The organism is Haloarchaeobius litoreus (assembly GCF_024495425.1).
GTDB classification, from domain to species: domain Archaea; phylum Halobacteriota; class Halobacteria; order Halobacteriales; family Natrialbaceae; genus Haloarchaeobius; species Haloarchaeobius litoreus.
The window spans coordinates 886,030-910,786 of the sequence record NZ_JANHJR010000002.1 but is presented as its reverse complement, the minus strand read 5'-3'; the positions used below and the strand labels follow the sequence as shown (position 1 = coordinate 910,786).

Annotated in this window: 22 protein-coding genes; 14 read left to right on the top strand and 8 right to left on the bottom strand. The window is 69.3% G+C overall.

Annotated elements, in window-relative coordinates:
* The first annotated feature begins 95 nt into the window (after positions 1–95).
* The 3 genes from gatC (at position 96) to NOW55_RS11445 (ending at position 2,215) form a co-directional block, all read left to right on the top strand.
* The gene (gene gatC, locus NOW55_RS11455; RefSeq protein ID WP_256400224.1) at positions 96–374 is read left to right on the top strand and encodes an Asp-tRNA(Asn)/Glu-tRNA(Gln) amidotransferase subunit GatC; all 279 of its coding nucleotides are present in this window, start codon (positions 96–98) and stop codon (positions 372–374) included.
* Positions 371–1,633, top strand: coding sequence for an Asp-tRNA(Asn)/Glu-tRNA(Gln) amidotransferase subunit GatA (gene gatA / locus NOW55_RS11450; protein WP_256400223.1), 1,263 nt, complete (start codon positions 371–373; stop codon positions 1,631–1,633). Before gatC ends, gatA begins: the two co-directional genes overlap by 4 nt.
* A 168-nt stretch (positions 1,634–1,801) precedes the next feature.
* A complete protein-coding gene (locus tag NOW55_RS11445; RefSeq protein ID WP_256400222.1) occupies positions 1,802–2,215 on the top strand; it encodes a DUF8048 family protein in 414 nt (137 codons plus the stop codon).
* 27 nt (positions 2,216–2,242) lie between these two features.
* On the opposite strand, the gene NOW55_RS11440 is transcribed toward NOW55_RS11445, so the two are convergent.
* Complete coding sequence (locus NOW55_RS11440) at positions 2,243–2,596, bottom strand: helix-turn-helix transcriptional regulator (protein WP_368407755.1); 354 nt, start codon at positions 2,594–2,596, stop codon at positions 2,243–2,245.
* A gap of 60 nt (positions 2,597–2,656) precedes the next feature.
* Positions 2,657–3,403, bottom strand: coding sequence for an NRDE family protein (locus tag NOW55_RS11435; RefSeq protein ID WP_256400220.1), 747 nt, complete (start codon positions 3,401–3,403; stop codon positions 2,657–2,659).
* A gap of 72 nt (positions 3,404–3,475) precedes the next feature.
* On the opposite strand from NOW55_RS11435, the gene NOW55_RS11430 reads away from it, so the two are divergent.
* Positions 3,476–3,940, top strand: coding sequence for a pantetheine-phosphate adenylyltransferase (locus tag NOW55_RS11430; RefSeq protein WP_256400219.1), 465 nt, complete (start codon positions 3,476–3,478; stop codon positions 3,938–3,940).
* Between the two features lie 77 nt (positions 3,941–4,017).
* Positions 4,018–4,491 carry a DsrE family protein gene (locus tag NOW55_RS11425; protein WP_256400218.1) on the top strand — a complete coding sequence of 158 codons (474 nt, stop codon included), beginning with the start codon at positions 4,018–4,020 and terminating at the stop codon, positions 4,489–4,491.
* Between the two features lie 15 nt (positions 4,492–4,506).
* Here the strand turns inward: NOW55_RS11425 and NOW55_RS11420 are convergent, their stop codons facing one another.
* The 3 genes from NOW55_RS11420 to NOW55_RS11410 are packed head-to-tail and all read right to left on the bottom strand — an operon-like array spanning position 4,507 to position 8,071.
* The gene (locus tag NOW55_RS11420; protein ID WP_256400415.1) at positions 4,507–6,027 is read right to left on the bottom strand and encodes a class I adenylate-forming enzyme family protein; all 1,521 of its coding nucleotides are present in this window, start codon (positions 6,025–6,027) and stop codon (positions 4,507–4,509) included.
* Complete coding sequence (locus NOW55_RS11415; RefSeq protein WP_256400217.1) at positions 6,024–7,064, bottom strand: mandelate racemase/muconate lactonizing enzyme family protein; 1,041 nt, start codon at positions 7,062–7,064, stop codon at positions 6,024–6,026. Before NOW55_RS11415 ends, NOW55_RS11420 begins: the two co-directional genes overlap by 4 nt.
* Entirely contained in the window at positions 7,064–8,071 is a 1,008-nt protein-coding gene (locus NOW55_RS11410; protein ID WP_256400216.1) for a 1,4-dihydroxy-2-naphthoate polyprenyltransferase, read from the bottom strand. The genes NOW55_RS11415 and NOW55_RS11410 overlap by 1 nt, the downstream gene beginning before the upstream one ends.
* 711 nt (positions 8,072–8,782) lie before the next feature.
* Here NOW55_RS11410 and gatB point away from each other — a divergent pair.
* Complete coding sequence (gene gatB, locus NOW55_RS11405) at positions 8,783–10,270, top strand: Asp-tRNA(Asn)/Glu-tRNA(Gln) amidotransferase subunit GatB (RefSeq protein ID WP_256400215.1); 1,488 nt, start codon at positions 8,783–8,785, stop codon at positions 10,268–10,270.
* Between the two features lie 24 nt (positions 10,271–10,294).
* On the opposite strand, the gene NOW55_RS11400 is transcribed toward gatB, so the two are convergent.
* Positions 10,295–11,743 carry an RtcB family protein gene (locus tag NOW55_RS11400; protein ID WP_256400214.1) on the bottom strand — a complete coding sequence of 483 codons (1,449 nt, stop codon included), beginning with the start codon at positions 11,741–11,743 and terminating at the stop codon, positions 10,295–10,297.
* A 199-nt stretch (positions 11,744–11,942) separates the two neighbouring features.
* Here NOW55_RS11400 and NOW55_RS11395 point away from each other — a divergent pair, with 199 nt between their 5' ends.
* From NOW55_RS11395 to NOW55_RS11380, 4 genes are all read left to right on the top strand, one after another.
* Complete coding sequence (locus tag NOW55_RS11395) at positions 11,943–14,222, top strand: right-handed parallel beta-helix repeat-containing protein (RefSeq protein WP_256400213.1); 2,280 nt, start codon at positions 11,943–11,945, stop codon at positions 14,220–14,222.
* A 201-nt stretch (positions 14,223–14,423) separates the two neighbouring features.
* Positions 14,424–16,922 (top strand): DNA topoisomerase I, encoded by a 2,499-nt coding sequence (locus NOW55_RS11390; protein WP_256400212.1) that lies wholly within the window; start codon positions 14,424–14,426, stop codon positions 16,920–16,922.
* Positions 16,923–16,979: 57 nt separating this feature from the next.
* Positions 16,980–17,330, top strand: coding sequence for a hypothetical protein (locus NOW55_RS11385; protein WP_256400211.1), 351 nt, complete (start codon positions 16,980–16,982; stop codon positions 17,328–17,330).
* Between the two features lie 132 nt (positions 17,331–17,462).
* Entirely contained in the window at positions 17,463–19,277 is a 1,815-nt protein-coding gene (locus NOW55_RS11380) for a histidine kinase N-terminal 7TM domain-containing protein (RefSeq protein ID WP_256400210.1), read from the top strand.
* A gap of 24 nt (positions 19,278–19,301) precedes the next feature.
* Here NOW55_RS11380 and NOW55_RS11375 read toward each other — a convergent pair whose 3' ends face one another.
* Positions 19,302–20,642 (bottom strand): hypothetical protein, encoded by a 1,341-nt coding sequence (locus tag NOW55_RS11375; RefSeq protein WP_256400209.1) that lies wholly within the window; start codon positions 20,640–20,642, stop codon positions 19,302–19,304.
* Positions 20,629–22,050: an AAA family ATPase gene (locus tag NOW55_RS11370; protein WP_256400208.1), complete on the bottom strand. Its 1,422-nt coding sequence runs from the start codon at positions 22,048–22,050 to the stop codon at positions 20,629–20,631. Before NOW55_RS11370 ends, NOW55_RS11375 begins: the two co-directional genes overlap by 14 nt.
* Positions 22,051–22,292: 242 nt before the next feature.
* Here NOW55_RS11370 and NOW55_RS11365 point away from each other — a divergent pair, with 242 nt between their 5' ends.
* From NOW55_RS11365 to NOW55_RS11350, 4 genes are all read left to right on the top strand, one after another.
* Entirely contained in the window at positions 22,293–22,514 is a 222-nt protein-coding gene (locus tag NOW55_RS11365; protein ID WP_256400207.1) for a hypothetical protein, read from the top strand.
* 64 nt (positions 22,515–22,578) lie between these two features.
* Positions 22,579–23,169 (top strand): dCTP deaminase, encoded by a 591-nt coding sequence (gene dcd / locus NOW55_RS11360; protein WP_256400206.1) that lies wholly within the window; start codon positions 22,579–22,581, stop codon positions 23,167–23,169.
* Entirely contained in the window at positions 23,166–24,062 is an 897-nt protein-coding gene (locus tag NOW55_RS11355) for a thiamine-phosphate synthase family protein (protein WP_256400205.1), read from the top strand. The genes dcd and NOW55_RS11355 overlap by 4 nt, the downstream gene beginning before the upstream one ends.
* Positions 24,059–24,730 carry a class I SAM-dependent methyltransferase gene (locus tag NOW55_RS11350; protein ID WP_256400204.1) on the top strand — a complete coding sequence of 224 codons (672 nt, stop codon included), beginning with the start codon at positions 24,059–24,061 and terminating at the stop codon, positions 24,728–24,730. The genes NOW55_RS11355 and NOW55_RS11350 overlap by 4 nt, the downstream gene beginning before the upstream one ends.
* The last annotated feature ends 27 nt before the right edge of the window (positions 24,731–24,757 follow it).

The following is a 24,757-nucleotide window of genomic DNA, read 5'->3' as shown; positions in this document are numbered from 1 at the left end:
ACTGGTAACCATCCGACCGGCGGACCGTCGTCGACCCGTCCCCGAACCAACCCCGTATCGAAACGCTTACTCGGCGGAACCGACTTCGTTGGCGCATGAGCGACACCGAGGCGACGCCCGACGACGTGCGCCACGTCGCCGAGCTGGCGCGGGTCGACCTCGACGAGGACGAGGTCGACGAGTTCGCCGACCAGTTCGCCGACATCCTCGACTACTTCGACGCCCTCGACGAGGTGCCGACGGTCGAGCGCGAGGCCGACCTCGTCAACGTGATGCGTCCCGACGAGGTGCGAGAGGGCCTCACCCAGGACGAGGCGCTGGCGAACGCCGACGAGACAGAGGACGGCTACTTCAAGGGGCCGAACGTCTCATGAGCATCTTCATCACCGAGGAGACGGTCGAGGGGGCCGACGACGGCCCGCTCGCGGGGAAGACCGTCGCCGTCAAGGACAACATCTCGACCGCGGGCGTCCGGACGACCTGCGGGTCGGCGATGCTCGACGACTACGTGCCGCCGTACGACGCGACGGTCGTCCGGCGACTGAAGGAGGCCGGCGCGGACATCGTCGGCAAGACGAACATGGACGAGTTCGGCATGGGGACGACGACCGAGACGAGCGCCTTCGGCCCGACCGAGAACCCCGTCGCCGAGGGCCGCGTGCCGGGCGGGTCCTCCGGTGGCTCCGCCGCCGCCGTCGCAGCGGGCGAGGCCGACCTCGCGCTCGGCAGCGACACCGGCGGCTCGGTCCGCTGCCCCGCGGCGTTCTGCGGCGTCGTCGGCATCAAGCCGACCTACGGCCTGGTCTCGCGCTACGGCCTCGTCGCCTACGCCAACTCGCTGGAGCAGATCGGCCCGTTCGGCGCGACCGTCGAGGACGCCGCCGAACTCCTCGACGTCATCGCCGGGCCGGACGACCGCGACGCGACGACCCGCGAGAAGGCAGCTGACTCGGAGTACGCCGCGGCCGCCGACGGCGACGTGGACGGGCTCTCCATCGGCGTCCCGACCGAACTGGTCGAGGGTGCCGACGAGGGCGTCAAGGAGCAGTTCTACGCCGCGCTCGACGAGCTGGAATCGAAGGGCGCGACCACCCACGAGGTCAGCCTCGAATCGGTCGAGTACGCGGTGCAGGCGTACTACGTCATCGCGATGTCCGAGGCGTCCTCGAACCTCGCCCGGTTCGACGGCGTGCGCTACGGCCACTCCGGCGGCTACGACGGCAACTGGAACGAGGTGTTCGGGAAGGCCCGCGAGGAGGGCTTCGGCGCGGAGGTCAAGCGCCGGGTCCTGCTCGGGACGTACGCCCTCTCGGCCGGCTATCACGACAAGTACTACAGGAAGGCACAGGATGCCCGCGCCTGGGTCAAGCAGGACTTCGACGAGGCGCTGTCGGAGGCGGACGTGCTCGCCTCGCCGACGATGCCCGTCCCGCCGATGGAGCTCGGCGAGAGCCTCTCGGACCCGCTGAAGATGTACCTCGCCGACGCCAACACGGTGCCGGTGAACCTCGCGGACCTCCCCGCCATCTCCGTACCCGCGGGCGAGACGGACGGCCTTCCCGTCGGCCTCCAGCTCGTCGGCCCGGCGTTCGGCGAGGAGACCATCATCCGCGCCGCCAGCGCGCTGGACTGACGCGGCCGCCCCGTTCTCCCGTGTGAATGTATCGGCCCCGCTGGATTCCACCCCGCCACCGTCTCGGATATCGAGACGTGAGTCGTCCACAATACTTATACTCGACTTCGTGATATCTGTACACGAATCCGACCGTCGTTGAGGGCGGCGTTCGGGGGGTGAGACACAATGCGAATCACAGAGGAGACGGACGTCGAGTTCGACGAGTTCTCGCGTGCCTGCGACCTCGTCGAGGACTACTTCGACGACCTGATCGACGACGTGGCACTGCACGCGCCGATCTCGCGGCGTCAGCTCGTCGCCGTCCTGGCACGGGCACAGCTCTCGGGCCGCGGACTCGGTCCCGAGGACCTGCGCGAGGAGGGCGAACTGACCTACCAGTCGAACGACGAGACGCTGTTCTGGCTGGACGGGACGTTCTGGGCACGGCTCCGGCGACGGCACAACCTCTCGCCGGACGAGGGACGGGCCGCACGCGAGGTCCACCGTCGCATCATCGAGGCCATCGACGGCGACGTGGGCTACTACAACAGGGAGCGCGACCCGTTCGTGCTGGTCGAACGGCGGCACCCGACGGTGTAGCCGGGCGAAAAGACGGACTGCTGTTACTTACTCCTCGTACGCGAGGTTCATTATCCACTGCGTGAAGGCGTCGGACTGTGGGTCGGCCTCCTCTTCGCCGATGTACGGCGAGAGCATGTCGCCGGCCATCAGCAGCGAGAACTCCAGGTCGCGGGCGACGGGCGTGATGAGGTACGTGTTGTGGCCCTCGTACACCGTCTCCTCCCGGTCGACGAGCTCCTTCTCGACCAGGGACTCGGCGATGCGCGAGCCCTTGCGCGAGGAGACGTCGAGCTCCTTCCAGAAGTCGCTCTGGTGGATGCCACCGGTCTCTCTGACGAGTTCGAGTCCCGCGAGCTCGTCGGCCGACAGCTCCTCCTCTGCGACGCTCACGCCGACCACCCCCGTGTCGTCGATGCGACAGGCATGGCTATCACGTCCGTAGTACGTCGGTCGTCCCGCTTAAACCTGCCCTTCGAGGACCACCGGCTCGTGGGCCGTCTCACAGGGCGGGCCGTCGGCGAAGTGGTACGCGGGCTCGTCGCCGAGGACGATGAGCGAGGACGAGCGCGTCCCGAACCGACCCTCGGGGTCGTGGACGCAGACACCGAACTCGTGGTCGCCGAGGACGGCTGCGGCCCGGTCGCGCCACTCGCGGGCCGTCTCGCCGTCGCGGGGGTCGAGTTCCGTGCGGATGCGACCGACTGCCTCGGCCTGCCGCTCGCCGGGCTCGCGGCGACGGTCCGGGACGTCGAACGTGTCGTCCGCGCCGACGTTGACGACGACGTGGACACCGGGCTCGAACTCGGTGACGGTCAGTTCGCCGTCCCACGAGAGCAAGCGCGCGTCCTCGGGGTCGGCGACGACGAGGTGGAACCCCTGGTACGCGTGGTCGGCCACCGCCCGCTCGACCAGTTCGGCGGCCGCGGCTGCGGTCGGCTGGCGCAGCGCGTCGCGCACGAGCAGGCCGCGCGAGCGCTCGCCAGCGAGGTCGCCGTCGAGCCAGCGGTTCGTCACGCCGACGAACACGCCGTGTTCGTTGTAGCCGATCCAGGTGCCGCCGGCCTCCTCGTCGCGAGGGGCGACGACGCGTGGGTCGGTCTCCACGACGGCGGGGGCGACAGCGGGCCGGTCGAGCAGTTCGTCGCGGTTCGCGGCGACCACGACGGGTTCGTCGAAGACGCGCCAGGCGAGGGTGAGCGTGCACACGCGCTTCCGTAGGGAACGGGTGGGGATAAATCGCCCCCGTCGACTAAGCCGGTGGGGGGCGATGGGTGACCCATGCGAGTCGCCGTCGCGGGGACGTTCGGGCCGATACACGACGGACACCGCGCCCTGCTCGCGACCGCCCTGGAGGTCGGTGCCGACGGCGTGGTCGTGGGGCTGACGGGGGACCGGTTCGCGAACAGCAGCCGGGAGCGCGCGGTGCCCGCGTTCACCGACCGCGCCGACGCGCTCCGACGCGAACTCGACGCCCTCGACCGCTGGGGGCGGCCGGTCGAGCTCCGCGAGATCGCCAGCGAGCACGACTTCGCCGCGAGCGACGGGGGCCTCGACGCGGTCGTCGTCTCCCGCGAGACCGCCGACGAGGTGCCGGACCTGAACGACGAGCGCCGCGAGAACGGCCTCGAACCCCTCGTCGCGGTCGTCGTCCCGCTCGTGCTGGCCGAGGACGGCGACCGCATCTCCTCGACCCGCGTCGTCGCGGGCGAGGTCGACGAACACGGCCGGTCTGGTTCGGACTGACCCCGAGGAAACGGTTGTCCATCTGTCACGCCCGACCGAGGAAACTGTTTTGTACCGGGTTACCAAGCGAAATCCGAATGGGACTACTCGAATCGCTGTTCGGCGGAGGGGAGACGACGACCGGGGGCGACACGACGGCCGACGGCGGGACGACCACCGGCAACCACACGACAGGGGGTGACGGGCCCAGCGACACGAAGTACGCCATCCTCATGAACGCCGGCCCCGACGACTTCGCGGCCGCCGGCAACGGGTTCCAGTACGCCATCGAGCTCGACGACGCGGGCTACGAGGTCGACGTGTTCCTCGACGGCGTGGCGACGAAGTGGCCCGCCGAGTTCGCCGAGGACCCCGGCCGGCCGTTCAGCCGAAACTGGAAGCTCGTCGAGCAGCGCGGGCTGCTCGCCGGTGCGTGTGGCTACTGCGCGAGCGCCTTCGACTCGAAGGAAGCCTGCGAGCGGTCGGGCGTGACGCTCCTCAGCGACAGCGACGAGCACGCACCGGCGGTCGCCCAGCTCGCGGACGAGGGCTACGAGATCCTGACCATCTGAGCGGCCGTCGGGGGCTCACTCGCAGCCGGCCCGGAGCAACTCGCGGACGGTGCCGCGGTCGACCGTTCCGGACGTGGTCCGCGGGAGCTCGTCGGCGAATGCGACCGTTCGCGGGCGCTCGTGGTCGGCGAGGTGCTCCCGGGCGTAGGCCTCGAGCTCCGCCACCGAGCAGTCGCCGACGACGAGCGCCGCGACCCGGTCGCCCCACTCGGGGTCGTCGAGCCCGACGACGGCCACGTCGGCGACCGCGGGATGCTCCCGGAGCACCGCCGCGACCCGGTTCGGGTCGACGTTCTCGCCGCCGGAGACGAGCAGGTCGTCCAGCCGGCCCGTCACCCAGAGCCGTCCGTCGGCGTCGCGGTAGCCCACGTCGCCGGTGTGCAGGCCCAGTTCGGAGAACGCGTCGTCCGTGTGCTCGTCGTCGAGGTACCCGCGCGTTACCTGTGGACCGTCGACGACGAGTTCGCCGCGCTCGCCCGGCTCGCAGGGCTCGCCGTCGGCGTCGAGGACGCGCAGGGTGACGTTCACGAGCGGCTGTCCGACGGTGCCGGGGTGCTCGCGGGCGGCCTCGGGCGGCGCGGTCGTCACCTGCGAGGCGGCCTCGCTCATGCCGTAGGTCGGCCACGCGGGCACGTCCCGCTCGGCACAGCGGTCCAGCAGCCCCTGGCTCGCGGGCGCGCCGCCCAGCAGGACGACCCGGAGCCGGCTGTCAGGCGTCCACCCGACGTCGAGCAGCCGGTCGAGCATGGTCGGGACGAGCGAGACGGACGTGCAACGGTGCTCGTCGAGGTTCCTCGCCGTCGTCTCCGCGTCGAAGCCACCGCCTGGCCCGAGGACTGTCGTCGTTCCGTACAGCGTCGACCGGACGATGGGTGCCAGTCCGCCGACGTGGTAGGTCGGGAGCGGCACGAGCCAGCGGTCCGTGCGGTCGACGCCGAGGCGGAAGGCAGAGGCCGTGGCGCTGGCGACGAGGTTGGCGACGGTCAGTCGAACGCCCTTCGGACGGCCGGTCGTCCCGGAGGTGAACACGAGCAGCGCCTCCGAATCGGGGTCGGGTGCGTCGTCGTCGGCCGGCGGCGTCACCGGCTCCGACGCCCCGCTCCCGCCCGACTCGTCGACCCATGCCAGGCCCGTCCCGTCGTCGACGCTCGCAACCGTGCAGCCGTCGGGCGCGGCCGCGTCGGCCGTCTTCCGCGTCTCCGCCGTGCAGACCAGCACGTCGAGGTCGGCGCGCTCGGCCTGTTCGGCGAGTTCGGCGGTCGCGTTCCGGACGTTCAGTGGGACGAGCGGGACGCCGAGGCGGAACGCGGCGAACAGGAGGTGGGCCACGGCGGGGCGCGTCGGAGAGAGTACGCCGAGGCGGTGGCCGTCGAGGTGGGTGTCGAGCCGGGACGAGAGGTCGTCGACGGCTGCGTGGAGCTCGCGGTACGTCCACGACGCGTCGGTCCCGGCGGCGACCAGCGCCTCGCGTTCCGGGGTCCGGCTCGCGCGCTCGGCGAGCAGGTCCGCCGACGGCCACGTCGTCGGCGGTCTCACTCCCACACCCCCTCGACGCCGAGGCCCGGCCCCTGCGGCACCTCGATGACGCCGTCGTCGACCGGGCAGGGGTCCGGCCCCACGTCGGTCGAGAGCCAGTCCGCCGTCGCCAGCCCGCAGGCAGAGATCCCCGGCACCGAGGCGGCGAGGTGGACCGCCGCCGTCCGGGCGACCGCCGCGTCGACCGTCGTCGTGACGACGGAGGCGACCCGTTCCTCGCGCGCCTGCAGGATGGCCCGCTTCGCGCGCTGGACGCCGCCGACGGCCATCGGTTTCAGGACGAGCAGGTCGGCCGCGCCGGCGTCCAGCACCGCCTCGACGGGGTGGCTCGCCAGCGACTCGTCGAGTGCGACGCCGACCCGTCCGCCCCGGAGGGCGGCGTGACCCTCGAGATCGTCCGCCGGGAGCGGCTGTTCGACGTAGCGGACCTGGGCGTCGGCGAAGGACTCGAACGCTTCGGTCGCCTGCTCGCGGTCCCACGCGCCGTTGGCGTCGACGCGCAGTTCCACGTCGGGGGCGACCGCGTCCCTGACCGCCTGTACCCGCGCCACGTCGTCCGCGACGGGCTGGGTCCCGGCCTTCAGCTTCACCGCGCCGTAACCCGCAGCGACGGCCTCCTCGGCTGCGGCGACGGTCTCCGCCCGGTCGCCGTCGCCGACCGTCGCGTTGACCGGCACGGCCTCGCGCTCGCTCCCGCGGCCGAGGAAGCGGTAGAGCGGCTCCCCGCGGCGGCCGGCACGCAGGTCGGCGAACGCGAGCGAGAGCCCGTGGCGGGCGGCCGGTGTGTCGATGAGGTCCCCGAGCACCTCGCCGGGTGTCGCGTCGCCCGCGTTCAGCCGGTCCGCCGCGTCCGAGAGCGCGGACCGACAGTCCCCCAGCGACTCGGTCCACGACGACAGTGGGGTCGCCTCACCGATGCCGGTCTCGCCCCCGTCCTCGACCCGGACGAGCACGCCCTGGCGGTCGGTGAGCTCGCCGCGCGCCGTCGCCAGCGGCCGAGCGAGCGAGACGGCGAAGTCGCGCGTCTCGACCCGCATCAGGCCACCTCCGCCGGAGCCGGCACGGCAGGGGCCGTGACCGCCAGCACGCCGCCGAGCGCCGTCTCCGGGACGACGAAGCCGACGGAGAACAGCAGCGCGTACAGCGCGAGCAGCTGGCCGACGCGTTCGAGGGTGGGGTTCAGCGCCGCGCCGTCGGTCCGGTTCAGCACCGTCGTTGTCACGTTCCACGCCAGCGGCAGGGAGAGCCAAGACAGGAGGACGGTCGCCGGCACGCCGTAGCCGACGACGAGCGCGACGGGCGTGAGGTACGCCAGCGCGAACATCGCGACGAACTCCGCCCGCCCGAGGCCGTAGCCGAACTTCACGACCAGCGTCTCCTTGCCGGTCTCGGCGTCCTCCCCGCGGTCGCGGACGTTGTTCACCACGAGGATGTTCGTCGAGATGGCCGCCATCGGGAGGCTGGCGACCAGCGCGAGGGCCAGGTCCGGCGCGTCCACGAGCCCCGTCGCCAGCGGCTCGCCGACCAGCGCCGCCGCCTGCACGTAGTAGGTGCCGGTCACCGCGACGAGCCCGAAGAAGACGAAGACGAAGGCGTCGCCCAGCCCGTGGTAGCCCAGCGGGTACGGCCCGCCCGTGTACGCCACGCCGCAGGCCACGCTCACGAGTCCGACGACGAGGATGGGCACGCCGGCGACGTAGACGAGATAGACGCCGGAGACGATGGCCAGCGCGAACGTCAGCACCATCGCGCGCTTGACTTCCGCCGGCTCGATGAGCCCGCCCGCTGTGACCCGCGTGAACCCCTCGCGGTCCTCGGTGTCGGCGCCCTGCACCGCGTCGTAGTAGTCGTTCGCGAAGTTCGTCCCGATCTGGATGAGCGCGGCCCCGATGAAGGCAAAGAGCGCCGCCACCGGCTCGAACACCCCACCGTAGTACGCCACCGCCGTCCCCACCAGGACCGGCGACGCCGCCGCCGGCAGCGTCTGTGGCCGCGCCGCCATCACCCACGCCCGCGTCTTCGAGACGTCCGCCGTTTCGGTCATCTGCCTGCCCTTGGGCCCCCTCCCGTGTCAACGTTCTGTCTGCGACGTGGACCGTGTTCAGTGCGGTTCTATGGGACAGCGGTTCCGCCAGCCGAAAGCCTTGCGCAGACCGGTAACAGCCAGAAAGCCCCGCCGACCGTCTGAGTCACAGGACCCGCCAACAGCCAGAAAGCCCCGACGGGGTACGCTCCCGGGACTCGCTGCGGTCCTCGCTCCGCTGCGGTCCTTGCTTCGTCCGGGTTCGCGTACCCCGCCGCCCCTTTCAGTCCCACCCGACAGCACCGCAACCGCGCCAGCCCTCCCCCTCGACACCCACGCGCCTGCCGGCGCGGGGTGTCTTGGCCGTGTGGTTGGTGGCGGCGTCGTCGAACTAGCCGGCAAGGCGCGCGACTGGCGAGCGTGCCGGAGGCCGCTCGCCATGCACGTGCGAGGGACGAGGAGCGCAACGGAGTGAGCACCGCAGGAGGCTGGGGAGGTGTGAGGTGTGGTGCTGTACGGGGTGGGTCTGAAAGGGGCGCGGTTCTCGGCGAAGGAAGGCGACGCAAGGACCGCAACGGAGTGAGGACCGCAGCGAGCCTCCCGAGTCGAGAACCGCGGGGCTTTCTGGCTGTTCGCGGTATTGGTCCGCCAGGTACGGGATACAATCCAGAGAGCCACACTCGAACGCGGAACCCGTCACGCTTTAACCAGTACACGCCGAACCCAGTCGCAATGAGTACGCAGGCTGCCCAGGAGGGCGACCTCGCGGCGGTCATCGGACTGGAGGTCCACGTCCAACTGGAGACGGAGACGAAGATCTTCTGTGGCTGCTCGACGGAGCCGACGGAGGAACCGAACACGAACGTCTGCCCGGTCTGTCTCGGGCTGCCCGGGGCGCTCCCGGTGCTGAACGAGGGGGCCGTCGAGGCCGCGGTGAAGGTCGGCAAGGCCATCGACGCCGACATCCCCGAGGAGACGCGGTTCCACCGGAAGAACTACTACTACCCCGACCTGCCCAAGAACTTCCAGATCACCCAGTACGACGAGCCCATCTGTCGGGACGGCGAGCTGGAAGTGAGCGTCGAGGGCGAGCGCCGCACGGTCCGCATCCGCCGGGCGCACCTGGAGGAGGACCCCGGGAGCCTGCAGCACGTCGGCGGCGGCATCGACACGGCGACGCACACGCGGGTGAACTACAACCGCGCCGGCACGCCGCTGATGGAGATCGTCACGAAGCCGGACTTCCGCCGGCCCGCCGAGGCCCGGGCGTTCCTCGCGAAGCTGGAGGAGGTGCTGGAGTACCTGGGCGTGTTCGACAGCCAGCGCGACGGCAGCCTGCGCGTCGACGCCAACCTCTCCATCATCCCCGAAGCCGAGATCGACGCCGAGGACGGCAGCATCTCCGAGGAGACGCTGGCGAACGCGAACCGCACGGAGGTCAAGAACATCTCCAGCCACAAGGGCGCGGAGACCGCGCTCGCCTACGAGGAGACGCGACAGAAGAACCTCATCCGGCGCGGGAAGGGCGTCGCACAGGAGACGCGCCACTTCAACGAGACGCACGGTTCGACCGTCTCGATGCGCTCGAAGGAGGCGGAGAAGGACTACCGGTACTTCGAGGAGGCCGACCTCCCGCCCCTGCAGGTGTCGGACTGGAAGGAGCGCATCCCCATCCCCGAGCTGCCGGACGCCCGGCGCGAGCGGTTCAAGGCCGAGTACGGTCTGGACGACGAGTCCGCCTCGAAGCTCACCAGCACGAAGCAGGTCGCCGACTTCTACGAGAACGTCGCCGAGGAGTTCGACCCCGACCTCGCGGCGACCTGGGTCGCGGACAACCTGCTCGGCGAGCTGAACTACCGCGACATGGAGATCACCGAGATCGAGGGTCGCCTCGACGAGTTCACCCGGCTGGTCGAGCTCGTCGCCGCGGACGAGATCACCACGAAGAACGCCGAGGAGATCGTCCTCCGGCGCATGCTCGACGAGGGCGAGCAGCCCGACGACATCGTCGAGGCCGAGGGCCTCGGCAAGACCGACGACGACGCGGTCGCCCAGGCCGTCAGCGAGGCCATCGCGGAGAACCCCGAGGCCGTCGCCGACTACGAGGACGGCGACGACGGGGCCATCAACTTCCTCGTCGGCCAGGTGATGGGCAAGACCGGCGGGAGCGCCGACCCCGGGACGGTGAACGGGTTGTTGCGGGAGGAGCTGGACGGGTAAGACCGCACTCTCTCCTGTTCCGTCTCACTCCTTCGCCTTCAGGTTGTGAACGACATCGAGTCGCTCGACGACCTCGGCGGTCGGCTCTAACGCCGCCGCAATCGCCTCGGCGGGCTTGTACGCCATCGGGGCCTCGTCGATGACGCTCTCCTCGACGGACTCGGAGTAGATGCCGTCCATCGCGTCGGCGAACGCCTCGACCGAGAGCGTCTCGTGGGCCTCGCGGCGGCCCATGACCCGGCCGGCACCGTGCGGCGCGGTCCGATGCCAGTCCTCGTTGCCCTTCCCGCGGGCGATGACCGAGCCGTCGGCCATGTTGAACGGGACGACGAGGCGCTGGCCGTCGCGGGCGGGGGTCGCACCCTTCCGGACCGTCAGGTCGCGGAAGTCGATGTAGTTGTGGATGGACTGGAACCGGTCGACGGGCTCGACGCCGAGGGCGGTACAGATTGCGTCGCTCATCAGCTCGCGGTTCCAGCGGGCGTACTGCTGGGCGAACAGCATGTCGACGAGGTAGCCGTGGCCCTCGCGCCCTTCGAGCCAGTCGAGCTCCTCGTTCCGCTCTTCGCCGGTGGGGTCCATCGCGTTCAGCCGGTCGAACGTGTGCTCTATCTCCTTGCCCTCGAAGTCCGCGCGGACGGCGTCGGCGTCGATGTGGGACTCGCCCATCCCGCCGGTGACCCAGGCGAACAGCTCGGTGGGGGTGACCTCGTCCGGGTCGAACTTCAGGTACTTCCGGTCGCCCTCGTCGATCTGGCCGCGCATGTGGTCGGCGTCGCGGAGGTCCGAGGCGCGCTCCTGCCAGTACTCCGCGACGGAGAGCCCCAGGTAGCGCGACCCGGAGTGGACGACCAGCCAGTGGTCACCGGAGTCCCGGCCGCGGGCGAACTCGACGAAGTGGTTCCCGCCGCCGAGGGTGCCGGCCCCCCGGATGACGTAGCCCATGCCCTGCCGTTTTCTGGAGAGCACGCGGTCGCACAACTGCTTGAAGTACGCCTCGTCGTAGCCGTCGAACTCGAAGTCGAGGGGGGCGACGGGCTCGCCGAAGCGCTCGCGGTAGGCCGCGTCGAACCGCTCGAACACGTCGTTCGCGCGCTCGAACGGGAACTCGTCGACGAGGTGGACGGCGTCGTCGTAGTCGTGGACGTCGCGGCCCATCGGGACGGCCTCGCGGACGCGCTGCTCGCGCTCTGCGTCGTCGAGGGGGAGTTCGCTTCCGAGGTTGGTCGCGGCCATCCCGCAGCCGACGTCGACGCCGACGATGTTCGGGACGACGCGCTCGCCCAGTGGCATGGTGAAGCCGATGGGTGCGCCCGCTCCCCAGTGGGTGTCGGGCATGACCCGGACCGGCTCCGTGAACGCCGGGTGGTCCACCAGCGTCCGAATCTGGTCCAGACAGTTCTCCTCGACGAGCGACTCGTCCTCGACCATGACGCGGGCGGTGGTGTGCGCGCCGTCCAGTTCGATCGTCACGCCTCCACCTACTCCCCCGCCCGCATTTAAGCGCTCGGAGGTGTGCCCCGCCGTGGCAGTCCAGCGGACGGGGTCCGGGAAAGCCGACCGTACCACCGGCCGTCCCGTCGGCCCGCCGTCTCCGACAACGCTCGGCTTACCGCGGCGTCGGCACGGAAACCACCGCCGAACAATACGGCCATCAGCCGTGCGCGTGGACATGGACGAGGACGCGGGCAGCCCCGACGCTGGCAGTGGAGCCGACGCGCCGACGCCTACGACGACCGAGGTGCTCCTGCTCGCGCTGGGTTTCGCCGTGGCGCTCATCGTGCTCGCCGTCGGCGGCGCGGTCGCACTCGAGCCCTCGTTGCTCGACCCGTGGGCACCCGGCGGCGACACCAGTGCCGCCGACGGACTGGAGCCAGACCCCGCGAGCCCCAACGTGACCGACCAGCCGACGGACGGGGACCGGGCTGCCCAGACCGACACCACGGTCGACGGGACGACGCGCGACCGGACCCCGACCGACGACGGGATGGCGACCCAGACTGACAGCGATCCCCCAGCGACCGCCACGACCGAGTCACCCGCGACGGCGACACAGACCCGGACGACGGCCCGAACCTCAGAGCCGACGCGGGTGAACACACCAGCACCGACGTCCGTCCGCACGCCCGCTCCGACTTCGACCACTCCTCCGACGCCGACCGCGACTCCGACCGCGACGCCCACCAGTACGCCCACCAGTACGCCGACCAGCACACCGACCGCGACGCCCACCAGCACGCCGACTGCGACGCCCACCAGCACACCGACCGCGACTCCTACGGCGACGCCCACCAGCACGCCGACTCCAACCGCGACGCCCACCAGTACGCCGACTCCAACCGCGACGCCAACCGCGACGCCGACTGCGACTCCGACTGCGACACCGACCAGCACGCCGACCGCGACGCCCACCAGCACACCAACGGCGACACCCACCAGCACACCGACTGCGACACCCAACAGCACGCCGACCGCGACTCCAACGGCGACTCCCACCAGCACGCCGACTCCAACCGCGACGCCGACCGCGACGCCCACCAGCACGCCGACCGCGACGCCGACATCGACCCCCACGACGACCGACGACCCGAACTCGCCAGAGGGAATCGACTCGTGTACGACACTCGACTCGGCGGGGACCTACGAGCTCGCGACGGACCTGCGTGACCGCACCGCGAGCCCATGCATCGAGATAACGGCGGCCGACGTGACACTGGAGGGGAACGGCTTCGTCGTCGGTGGCTCCGGCGCTGAGGACTCGGATGGCATCCGTGTCGAGGACGCCGACGACGTGACCATCAGGAACGTCGTCGTGACCGGCTGGGGCGACGGCATCTCGCTCCGGCGGGCGTCCGGCGCGGTCGTCGAGGACGTCGAGGCGCGGGGGAACGGCGACGGCATCCGGGTGGGCTCGCGGTCCCGCGGCACGACGGTCCGAGACGCGACCGCGGAGGGGAACCAGCGCGACGGCGTCTACGTCGTGGACGCGAACAGCGTCCTCGTGACCGGAGTGGAGGCGCGGAACAACGGCCGCCATGGCATCATCGTCGAGGAGTTCAGCTCGGGGACGGCGGTCCGCGACTCGACGGCGGTCGGCAACGACGGCGACGGGGTCCACCTGCTCGAATCGGGCGGGCTGTCCGTCGAGGGGACGACGATGGCCGACAACGGCGGTGACGGACTCTGGATACTGGAGGTCGGCGAGCACACCCACAGCGAGAACGTCATCCGGGGGAACGACGGGCACGGTGTGTTCGTGCGGGACTCGACCGACGTGACCATCGCAGGGAGCGAGATCCGCGAGAACGGCGGCGACGGGGTCCGACTGCGGTCGAACTTCGGCCCCGACGACGTGGCGGGTCACGTCCTCCGGAGCAGCACCGTCGCGGACAACGAGGAGGCAGGGCTCCGCTCGCTCGGGTCCGACGGCGCGGTCGTCCGGGGGAACGACTTCGACGACAACGGCATCGGCGTCGTCGTCGAGCGGGCGACCGAGGCGACCATCCGGAACAACCGTATCGGCGAGAACTTCGACCACGGCGTCCGACTGGTCGAGACCGGGTCGGCCGTCGTCGTCGACAACCGGCTGCCGCGGAACCAGAACGACGGTGTCTCGCTGGCGAACGCCACGGACAGTCGGATCGAGGGGAACCGGGTCGTCGAGAGCGAGGACGACGGCGTCGACATCGCCGGTGGGACCGGGAACCGCGTGCTCGGCGGCGAGTACGTCGACAACGGCGGCGATGGGGTGTACGTCCGCGACGGCGCGTCGGGAACGGTCGTGCGCGAGGTCTCGTCCCGGAACAACGGTGACGACGGCATCCACGTGCGCGACAGCCCGGAGACGACGCTCGACGGCGGCCTCGCCTGCGGCAACGCGGGCGACCAGGTCGTCGTCGAGAACTCGCGGGGGACCGACCCGAGCGGTGTCGAGACGCGCGAGGACTGCTGAGCGACCGGGGTTGCCGTCCCGTCAGGAATCGACCTCCATCACGTGCGCCCTCGCTCGCGGCTGCCCACCCGGGCGCGCCACCCGTAGCACGCGCTCACACGCCCGCACACCCGCGCTGTCTTGCGATTTACCGTCGAAAGCTCTAAACGGTCCGTGCACATATCACCTGCCAATGAGCGACGGACCAACCCGAGGTGGAAGATGGAGCTGATCATCACCGAGAAGGACAACGCAGCGCGTCGAATCGCCGACATCCTGAGCGGCGAGTCCGCGTCCGCCGAGCGCGAGAACGGCGTCAACGTCTATCGGTGGGGCGGTAAGCGCTGCGTCGGCCTATCGGGCCACGTCGTCGGTGTCGACTTCCCGCCGGAGTACGACGACTGGCGCGACGTCGAGCCGCACGAGCTCATCGACGCCGAGATACAGAAGACGCCGACGAAGGAGAACATCGTCGCGACGCTGCGCCTGCTCTCCCGGAAGGCCGACCGGGTGACCATCGCGACCGACTACGACCGCGAGGGCGAGCTCATCGGCAAGGAGGCCTACGAGATCGTCCGCGAGGTGAACGAGGACGTGCCCGTCGACCGGGTGCGCTACTCCTCCATCACCCAGCGCGAGGTCACGGACGCGTTCGCCGAGCCCGACGAGCTCGACTTCGACCTGGCCGCTGCGGGCGAGGCCCGGCAGGTCATCGACCTCGTGTGGGGCGCGGCGCTGACCCGGTTCCTCTCGCTGTCGGCGCGCCAGCTCGGCGAGGACTTCATCTCCGTCGGGCGGGTCCAGTCGCCCACGCTCAAGCTCATCGTCGACCGGGAGCGCGAGATCGACGCGTTCGACCCCGAGGACTACTGGGAGCTGTTCGCCGACCTCGCGCCCGAGGACGAGGACAGCGCGTTCGAGGCGCAGTACTTCTACCTCGACGAGGACGACAACGAGGCCGAGCGCGTCTGGGAGGAGGACGTCGCCGACGCGGTGTACGAGGACCTGTCCGGTGCGGCGAGCGCGACCGTCACCGACGTCGACCGCCGCTCGCGGACCGACAGTCCGCCCGCGCCGTTCAACACCACGCAGTTCATCCGGGCCGCCAGCTCGATCGGCTACTCGGCGAAGCGCGCGATGAGCATCGCCGAGGACCTCTACACCGCCGGGTTCATCACCTACCCGCGGACGGACAACACGGTGTACCCGGACGACCTCGACGAGGAGGAGCTGCTCGACTCGTTCGTCGGCCACTCCGAACTCGGCGAGAGCGCGGAGGAACTCCTCGAACTGGAGGACATCGAGCCGACCGAGGGCGACGAGGAGACGACCGACCACCCGCCCATCCACCCGACCGGCGAGATCCCCGTGCGGGGGAGCGACGTGAACGAGGACGAGTGGGAGGTGTACGAGCTGGTCGTCCGCCGGTTCTACGCCACCGTCGCCGAGCCCGCCGAGTGGGAGCACCTCAAGGTCGTCGCCGACGTGGGCACACACCGCCTGAAGGCCAACGGGAAGCGCCTCGTCGACCCCGGCTACCACGCGGTGTACCCGTACTACTCGACCAACGAGAACTACGTCCCCGACGTCGATGTCGACGACGAACTCGCCATCGAGGAGGTACGGCTGGAGGCGAAGCAGACCCAGCCACCCCGGCGGTACGGCCAGTCGCGGCTCATCGAGACGATGGAGAAGATGGGCATCGGGACGAAGGCCACCCGTCACGAGACCATCGAGAAGCTGTACGACCGCGGCTACATCGAGAACGACCCGCCGCGCCCGACCGCGCTCGCCGAGGCCGTCGTCGAGGCCGCCGAGTCCTTCGCCGACCACATCGTCAGCGAGGAGATGACGGCCCAGCTGGAGCGGGACATGGACCGCATCGCGAAGGGCGACGCAAGCTACGAGGACGTCACCCAGGAGTCCCGCGAGATGCTCGGGCGGGTGTTCGAGGAGCTGCGTGACTCGCGCGAGGAGATCGGCGACCACCTCCAGCAGAGCCTCAAAGCCGACAAGCGCCTCGGCCCCTGTCCGGAGTCCGACCACGACCTGCTCGTGCGTCGCTCGCGCCGCGGCTCGTACTTCGTCGGCTGCGACGGCTACCCCGACTGCGACTACACCCTGCCGCTCCCCTCCACGGGCAAACCGCTCATCATGGAGGAGACGTGCGAGGAGCACGACCTCCACGAGGTGAAGATGCTCGCCGGGCGACAGACGTTCGTCCACGGCTGCCCGCAGTGCAAGGCCGACGAGGCCGGCGAAGGGCCCGGCATCGGCCCGTGCCCCGACTGCGGCGAGGAGGAAGGCGGCGAGCTCGCCGTCAAGACCCTCCGGAACGGCTCCCGGCTGGTCGGCTGCAAGCGCTACCCCGACTGCGACTACTCCGTCCCGCTTCCGCGCCGGGGCGACATCGAGGTGCAGGATGAGGTCTGTGACAAGCACGGCGTCCACGCCCTGCACGTCACCTACGAGGACGACGACCGCGAGCCCTGGGAGCTGGGCTGTCCCATCTGCAACTACCGCGAGTACCAGGAGCGCGAGAGCGAGTCCGGTACCGACCTCGAATCACTCGACGGCATCGGTGCCGCCACCGCGGAGAAGCTCAAGGCTGCCGGCATCGAGAGCATCGACGACCTCCAGGAGGCCGACCCGGACAGCGTCGCCGGCGATGTGCAGGGCGTCAGCGCCGACCGGGTGCGGGACTGGCAGGCGAAGGCCTGAGCCGACCCCGAGAGCATAGGGGCAGCGTATTTCCGTCGTGCCGTCGAATCACGAGGTATGGTATCAGTCCTCGGCTCCCTGATCTCGTTCGTCGTCGCACTGCTCGTCGGCGGCCTCGCCATCTACATCGCCGCCCGCGTCGTCGCCGACGTGGACGACTACAGCCACGCCGTGGTCACCGCCTTCATCGGTGCCATCGCGTGGGTGCTCGGCTCGCTCGTCCCGCTGATCGGCCTGCTCGTCGCGCTGCTCGCCTGGATCTGGGTCATCAACTGGCGCTACCCCGGCGACTGGGGCAACGCCGCCATCATCGGCCTCGTCGCCTGGCTCGCGGCGACGGTCATCATCTACCTGCTGAACGTCGTGTTCGACCTCGGCGTGGGCGCGTTCGGGGTCCCCGGCGTCTGACCCGGGCCGCCCCCGGGGCTGTCCCGGTCCGTCCCCGCGGTTGTCCCGGCGTCTAACCCGGGCCGACCTCGCGGCTGCCCCGGGCCAGAGAAATTAAACTGCGTCGAGACGTACGACAACTGAACAGTCCCGATGAACGTACAGTTCCACTGGGTCCTCCTGCCGCTGCTGGTCACCACGCTCTTCTGTCTCGGGACGGCGTGTTACCTCGGTCGGGAGGCGTTCCGCACCGACTCGAAGCGGACGCTCAGCCAGGCCAACAAGGCACAGAGCGCCGTGCTGCTGGCACTCGCAGTCCAGGCGTTCGGGCAGGTGCTCGTGGTGTCGGGGACGACCGAGCCCGTGATGGTCGCCGGGATGTACCTGACGGTGCTGACGTCGATGTGGGCGGCTCTGTCGTGGTTCGTCTTCGCGACGCTGTACACCGGGCGAGAGCACTGGCTCACCCGACGCACGGTCGCGCTCCTGGCTGCTGGCGTGCTCGTGGGGACCGTGCTCACGCTCACCGACCCGTTCCACGGCCGCGTCCTCGTCGGTACCGGTGTCGACCGGGTCGAGACCGAGTGGGTCCTCAGGTACGAACTGGGTCTCGGCGCGTGGTACGCCGGTAGCTACACCTGGCTCGTCTCCGCGGTCGCGATCTGGCTCCTCTTCCAGAAGTTCCTCACGTCCCGCAACGTCTACCGGAAGATCGCCTTCTTCCACGTCGTCGGCGGCACGTCACTCAACCTCGCCATGTTGGTCGCCTCTCTCGGCCTGGGCCCCGTCCGGTACCTCGCCCTCGGCCCCGCGATGTTCGCGCTCGTCATCGTCGTCGTCGCACCGACGGTCGTCAGCCAGCGCTACCTGCGACTCATCCCCGTCGACCGGCTGTTCGGCGTGCTCGGAAGCCGGTTCCGGAACCTCTCGCCGATGGCGCGGGACACCATCATCGAGACGATGCAGAACGGCATCCTCGTCCTCGACCACGACAACCGCATCGTCGACCTCAACCCCATGGGACGGCGGATGATCGGCGCGACCGACCGCCGCGTCGTCGGAAAGCCCCTCCAGACCGTCACGCCAGCGTCGACGTTCCTCACGGACGAGACGGGCTTCCTCGACCCGACGACGACCGACGCCGAGTTCCGGGGCGTCTGGGTCGAAGCCGACGACGAAGAGCGCCGCTGCTTCGACCTCACCATCACCGGGCTCGGCCCCGCGGACGACCCGGCCGGCCGCGTCGCGCTCATCAACGACGTGACCGACCGAGAGCGCCGCAAGGGAATGCTCAGACGCCGCACCGAGGAGCTGGAGCGCCAGAACGAGCAGCTCGACCAGTTCGCGGGCGTCGTCAGCCACGACCTCCGCAACCCGCTGAACGTCGCTCGGGGCTACCTCGAGACCGTCGATGGCAACGAGGACGCCGTCGCGGAGGTCGACCACTCCCTCGGCCGCATGGAGGCCATCATCGACGACGTGCTCACCCTCGCCCGCGAAGACCGCACCCTCGGTGAGACCGAACAGGTCACCCTCGACAGCCTCGCCCGCGAGGCGTGCGGGGACGTCGCGACCGGGGATGCCGAGCTGGTCGTCGACGACAGCGCGTCGTTCGAGGCCGACCCCGACCGGCTCCTCAGCCTCTTCGAGAACCTGTTCCGCAACGCCCGCGACCACGCCGGCCCGAGCGTCACCGTGACCGTCGGCACCACCGAGACCGGCTTCTACGTCGCCGACGACGGCCCGGGCATCCCCGAGAGCGAGCGCGACTCCGTTCTCGAGTTCGGCTACACCACCACCGACAGCGGCACCGGCTTCGGGCTCGCCATCGTCACGCAGGTCGCCCACGCCCACGGCTGGAACGTGGACGTGACCGAGAGCGAGAACGGCGGCGGGCGCTTCGAGTTCGGCAACATCGTGGAGTCCGAAGTGGAGGCGTTCGGTGTCTCTACGTCGCTGGGGGAGTGAGAATCGTTTCGAGCTCTGTCTCCGCTAGTCGAACACTTCCGTAAGGACTCGCCGTAGTTGAGTTTCGACCTCGTCCGCCTGCAGTATCTTGATGCTCCGTTGCTCGTCAATCGGTGCAGTCTCCTCGTCGTCCATGTCCTGAACCACGAGTACTCCGTTCCACCCGGACCCGAAGAAGCCGTCCTCGTAGACGAACGCGCCGTCCTGCCGGAGGAAGGCGAGATACTCGAGCGTCTCCCTGATCCCCTGCTTGATGGTCTCGACCCTCGTCGAGTGCTTCACCTCGGTCACGAGGTACTCACGTGCCTCGTCCGTCGCAATCTCGAGAACGATGACGTCCGGTCGACCGGTCACGCTCTGGAACTCGCGGTCCCGGAAGTAGGTCCGCGCCACCTCTCGGGCCTCACGTTGGACGCGTTCGGTCCGTGAGAGGTCCCTATCCGGTTTCTCGAACGGCGCTGGTTCGAACGAGAGGTTCCTGTCCGCTGCCGAGTTGTCGTGGTAGAGGACGACGGATTCGGACCCGGTATCGAGCCTGGCGACCGCCTGCGAGGCCGAGTCAATCGTCTCCACGGTGAATCGGTCGTCCTGAAACTCCTCGATGGCAGCGACGTAGCGGAACAGCACGTACAGCTCGAACAGCGTCTCGTCGTCGTCCGGTGTGATCGCCGTCCGTTCGAGGAGTTCCCGTATCGCGTCTGCGTCGGCCTCGAGGCTTCGTCGATATCGCCGCAGCAGTCCGGCTGCCTCGCGGTACACCGGTGCACGTGCCGATTCTGCGCGCTCCAGCATCCGTTCCGTCGGTTCGTACGTCTTCGGATCTCGAATCCGAGTGACGTGGACGTTTCGCTCGAACACGCGCCGCATCTCTTCGACGAGTTCACCGTTCTCCCGCCAGCGTTGCGTGACCCAGTCGTATCCCCGTTCGATGAACGGCTCGATGTCCTGCAGGGTCCGATAGACCATCGCCAGCAACCGTTTCAGGACCAGGTTCTCGGCAACGTCGTAGTTCTCGTACCGCTTCTCGCAGACGAAGAGTGCGTTGTCGTTCGGATTGCGAGCGTACCGCGTCCTCACAGTGGACTGCCAGTCGACCCGCCCGTCGACGCTACCTCTGGTTGTCTCGGTTACGTCCTTCGTCTGGGTCTTGATACTGCGGAGTCGCTTCGGGAGCGCCTCGACGAACTCGACCACGTCCGGGTCGAGGACGAAGTGGAGTCGGACCAGCGACTCGAAGTCGGCGAACCGTTCGTCGAGTCCGTCGGGGCGGAGCTCGTCGACCAGATGTCGCTCCGGGATGTTGCCGTGCATGACGTACGCGAGCACGTCCTCGCTGAGCGCGTCGACGAGTTCAGCTCGCTCCATCGAGAGTCACCTGAAGCACGTCGCGTCCGAGCCGTTCGAGACGCGCCGAATCGACCTCGTCGAGTCCGCTCAACGCTTCGACGACCCGTTCGCGGCGTGGAACGCCCTCCAGTTGCGGGAACACGTGGTTCGCGATGGCGTGTGTGAGCGTCCGCGGGCGGTGTTCGGACGAGACCTCGGCGACCTGCGCGAGGATGTCCTCGACGATCGCCGGCCCGATCTTCCGGTCTTCGATCGTGTTGTTGGCGACGTGCCAGACCTTCGCGACCGAGCGGGCAGTATCATCGTCAACTTCGAGATCCCAGACTCTCGCGTATGACTGGACGAGTTCCGCCGCTCCAGCCTCATCGTCCGGGACGGTCGGCGCGTCGACATGGATGAACGAGAACCGGCGCATGAACGCGTACGACATCTCGTACAGCGAGGTCTTGTCGTAGCTGTTCATGGTCGCGAGCAACCGCCACGACTCGGGCATCACGTACTCGTTGGTGCCGGGGGCGGACCCCCCGTCCGTGACGGTCGCCGGTGTAATCGATATCTCGGTGCCGTCCCGCTTGAACGGTAACTGGACCGACTGCCCCGAGAGCAACGTGAACAGCTGGCCAAACGCCTTGTCGATGTCGGCGCGGTTCATCTCGTCGACCACGAGCAGATCGTTCCGCTGTCGTCCGTCGCGTTTGAAGCACCGCAACACCTGCCCCGGCTCGAAGGAGAGCCGGTCGCCACCGTCCTCCTCCGGCATGTAGCCACCCACGGTCTCGAACGTCGACCAGTCAGCCGTCGCCGTCGTGATCTGGGAGCCGGTGAACACCTCACCGTGCTCGTCCACGAGGTACTCGCAGGCGAGCCGTGCAATCTCGGTCTTTCCGGTTCCTGGTGGCCCCGTGAAGACGACGTGCTTTCCAGCGTTCAGAGCAGCGTTCAACTGCTCTACGATGTCAGACAGCTGCTCGCCCGGGTAGTACAGGTCGTCGAACACGTCCTCCGGAACGTCGTATTCTGGGTCGGCCCGGATGTCGATATCCGGTTCCGGTCCAGTCTTGGCGGTGGTGACCGGTTCGCCTCCGAGGACTAGATCCTCGATGGAGCCATAGCGACCCCTGAGGCCCCCGATTCCCATCTCGTTCAGCGGCGAGAACCCCATCACGTAGTTGATGTCGTGACCAGCGAGGTCGTGGACAATCGACGAATCCAAGTTCAGTTCGACCGGCTCGTCGAGGTAGATGATGCAGACCCATGGGTCGTCGTCGCCGTGGTTCGGCCAGATGTCACGGCCGAGTTGCTCGTTTTCTTCGGTGCCGAGTACCAGCGAGGCCTGCTCGTAGGTTCCGCCGCGATAGAAGAAAAGGAAGTCCCCGGGCTCGATATTCTTCCACGTCCCAGAGACAGTCTTCTTCGTTCCCCACACCCGAACCCGGTCGCCCCCGGATGTCCGAATATGTTCGATTTCGTAGTCGGTGTGGGCCCGAACCTGGTCGACATCGACACCTTCCACGACGGTGCGTTCGAAGTTCTCCTGGGCCGCTTCGTTTGCATATGGCGCGAGAAAGACTGCCGGCCCATCGTATCCCATGGACGAACCTTACCGGACAGCGACTTAAATTCACCCGCCGACGAGGGTTTATCTGGTGGAACGAACCAAGACCGGCGATGGAGACACACCGACACACCGAGGCGACCTGCCCACGCTGTCTATCCGCCCTATACTACGGAACGAAAGCCGAGCCGTCCTGCTGGAAAGTCTACTACCTCTGCTCGAACTGCGACTGGGAGGTGATGGCTGGGCGGATCGGACGCGCGGACATCTCGCATCAGGACGAACTGTGGGAGAGAGCCGAAAGCCTCGGAGAGCGGTGGGTGAACAACGACTAACTGCGTTGGCATCCGGTGACCCCCAATCGAGAACTTTACCCGCTCCCCGGTGGACACTCCGAGCATGATACTCTCGGACGCGGACATCCTGCGACGCCTCGAACAGGGCGACCTCGTCGTCGAACCGCTCGAGGACGTCGACCTGCAGGTGCAGCCGGCGAGCGTCGACCTGCGGCTCGGGCGGGAGTTCCTCGAGTTCCAGCGGACGAACATCCCCTGCATCCACCCGAACTCGGAGAGCGAGGTGGACGAGTACGTCAGCGAGACGGTCGTCGACCCCGATGGGGAGTTCATCCTGCACCCGGGGGACTTCGTGCTGGGGACGACGAAGGAGCGCGTGGAGATCCCGGCGGACCTCATCGCCCACGTCGAGGGGCGGTCCTCGCTGGGGCGGCTCGCGGTGGTCGTCCACGCGACAGCCGGATTGTGCGACCCCGGGTACCGCGGGCAGATCACCCTCGAACTCTCGAACCTCGGGAGCGCCCCCGTGGCCCTGACGCCGGGGATGCGCATCTCCCAGCTCACCTTCACCGAGCTCAAGACGCCGGCCGAGCGCCCGTACGGGAGCGGCCGCGGCTCGAAGTACCAGGACCAGAGCGGGCCGCAGGCGTCGAAGATTCAAGGGGATCACGAGTTTAGTGGAGACCAGAAATGAGATTCGTCGAGGAGATCGTCGTCGACGAGTTCCTCCCGACGTTCCGGTCGATGCTCGCGGAGGACCTGCGCGATCGGGGGTTCACCCAGAGCGAGGTGGCGGAGGCACTCGGCATCAGCCAGTCGGCGGTGTCGAAGTACGCCCACGGCGACGTGACCCGAAGGCAGGAGTTCGTCGACGACGGGCGCGTCCAGGAGCTCGTGGCCCGCGTCGGCGAGGGGCTCGCGGCGGGGACGATGCGGCCCGTGCAGGCGCTCGTCGAGGCGGAGGTGGTCATCCGCCAGCTGGAGCGCGGTGACCTGCTGGCGGCGATGCACCGCGAGCAGATGCCGGAGCTGGCGGAGTACGGCGCGGAGTTCGCCATCCACGACCCGGACAGCGACCTGCGGAGCGCCGAGCGCGTGCTCTCGTCGCTGCGGCGCGGACTGCGCGTACTGGAGAACACGAGCGGCTTCGCCGGCCTCATCCCGAACGTGGGCTCGAACCTGGTCGCGTGTACCCCGGACGCGACCACCATCGACGACGTGGCTGGTGTGCCGGGCCGCATCGTCGACGTGAAGGGTCGGGCGACGATCCCGGCCGAGCCCGAGTTCGGCGTCAGCGAGTACGTCGCGAGCGTGCTGCTGGCGGCGCGCGAGGCCGGCAGCGAGGTCAACGCGGCCGCGAACATCCGGTACGACCCGGCGCTCGTCGCGGCCCTGGAGGAACAGGGCTACGTGACCGCCGAGTTCGAGAGCGAGGGCGACGTGGCGACGGGTGTCGCGGCGGCACTGGACGAGACGCCGGACGCGACCGTGCTCTACCAGACCGGCGAGGTGGGTATCGAGCCCATCTGCTACGTCCTCGGCGACGACCCCGTCGCCGTGGCGGAGACCATCCGCGAGCTCACATGAGCACCGGCACCGCCGCAGCGCGAGCGTTCTACGGCCGGTGGGCGGGCCTGTACGACCTGCTGGCGACGTACGTTCCGGGCGTCGGCGAGCTCCGCGACCGGGCCACCCGGGCCCTCGACCTCGACCGGGGCGACACCGTCGTCGAGATGGGCTGTGGCACCGGCGCGAACCTGCCGTACCTGCGCGAGCAGGTCGGTCCGGAGGGGACGGTCGTCGGCGTGGACTACACCCGCGGGATGCTCGACCGCGCCGACCGACTGGTCGAGGGCGAGGGCTGGGAGAACGTCCACCTCGTCCACGGCGACGCGACCCAGCCACCGATTCCGGGCCCGGTCGACGGCGTGCTGGCGACGTTCGTCTCGGGGATGCTCGCGGACCCAGCCACGGCCGTCGACGGCTGGTGCGACCTCGTGCCCGACGGGACCGTCGTGCTGGTCGACGCGGCGCTCTCCGACGAGCGGGCCGCGGCACCGGTGAACGCGCTGTTTCGCGCGCTGACGGTGCTCTCGACGCCGCCAACGCTCCGGTTCCGGTACGACCCGCCGCCGCACGACCTGCTCCGGGAGCGCGTCGAGTCGGCCCGGGGTGCACTCCTCGACCGAGCGCGGGCGAGCTACCGTGAGGAGCGCGTGCTCGGTATCGTCCGCCTGACCGGCGGGCGAATGTGAGCCAGTAGCACGCAACGGGAAACCGTT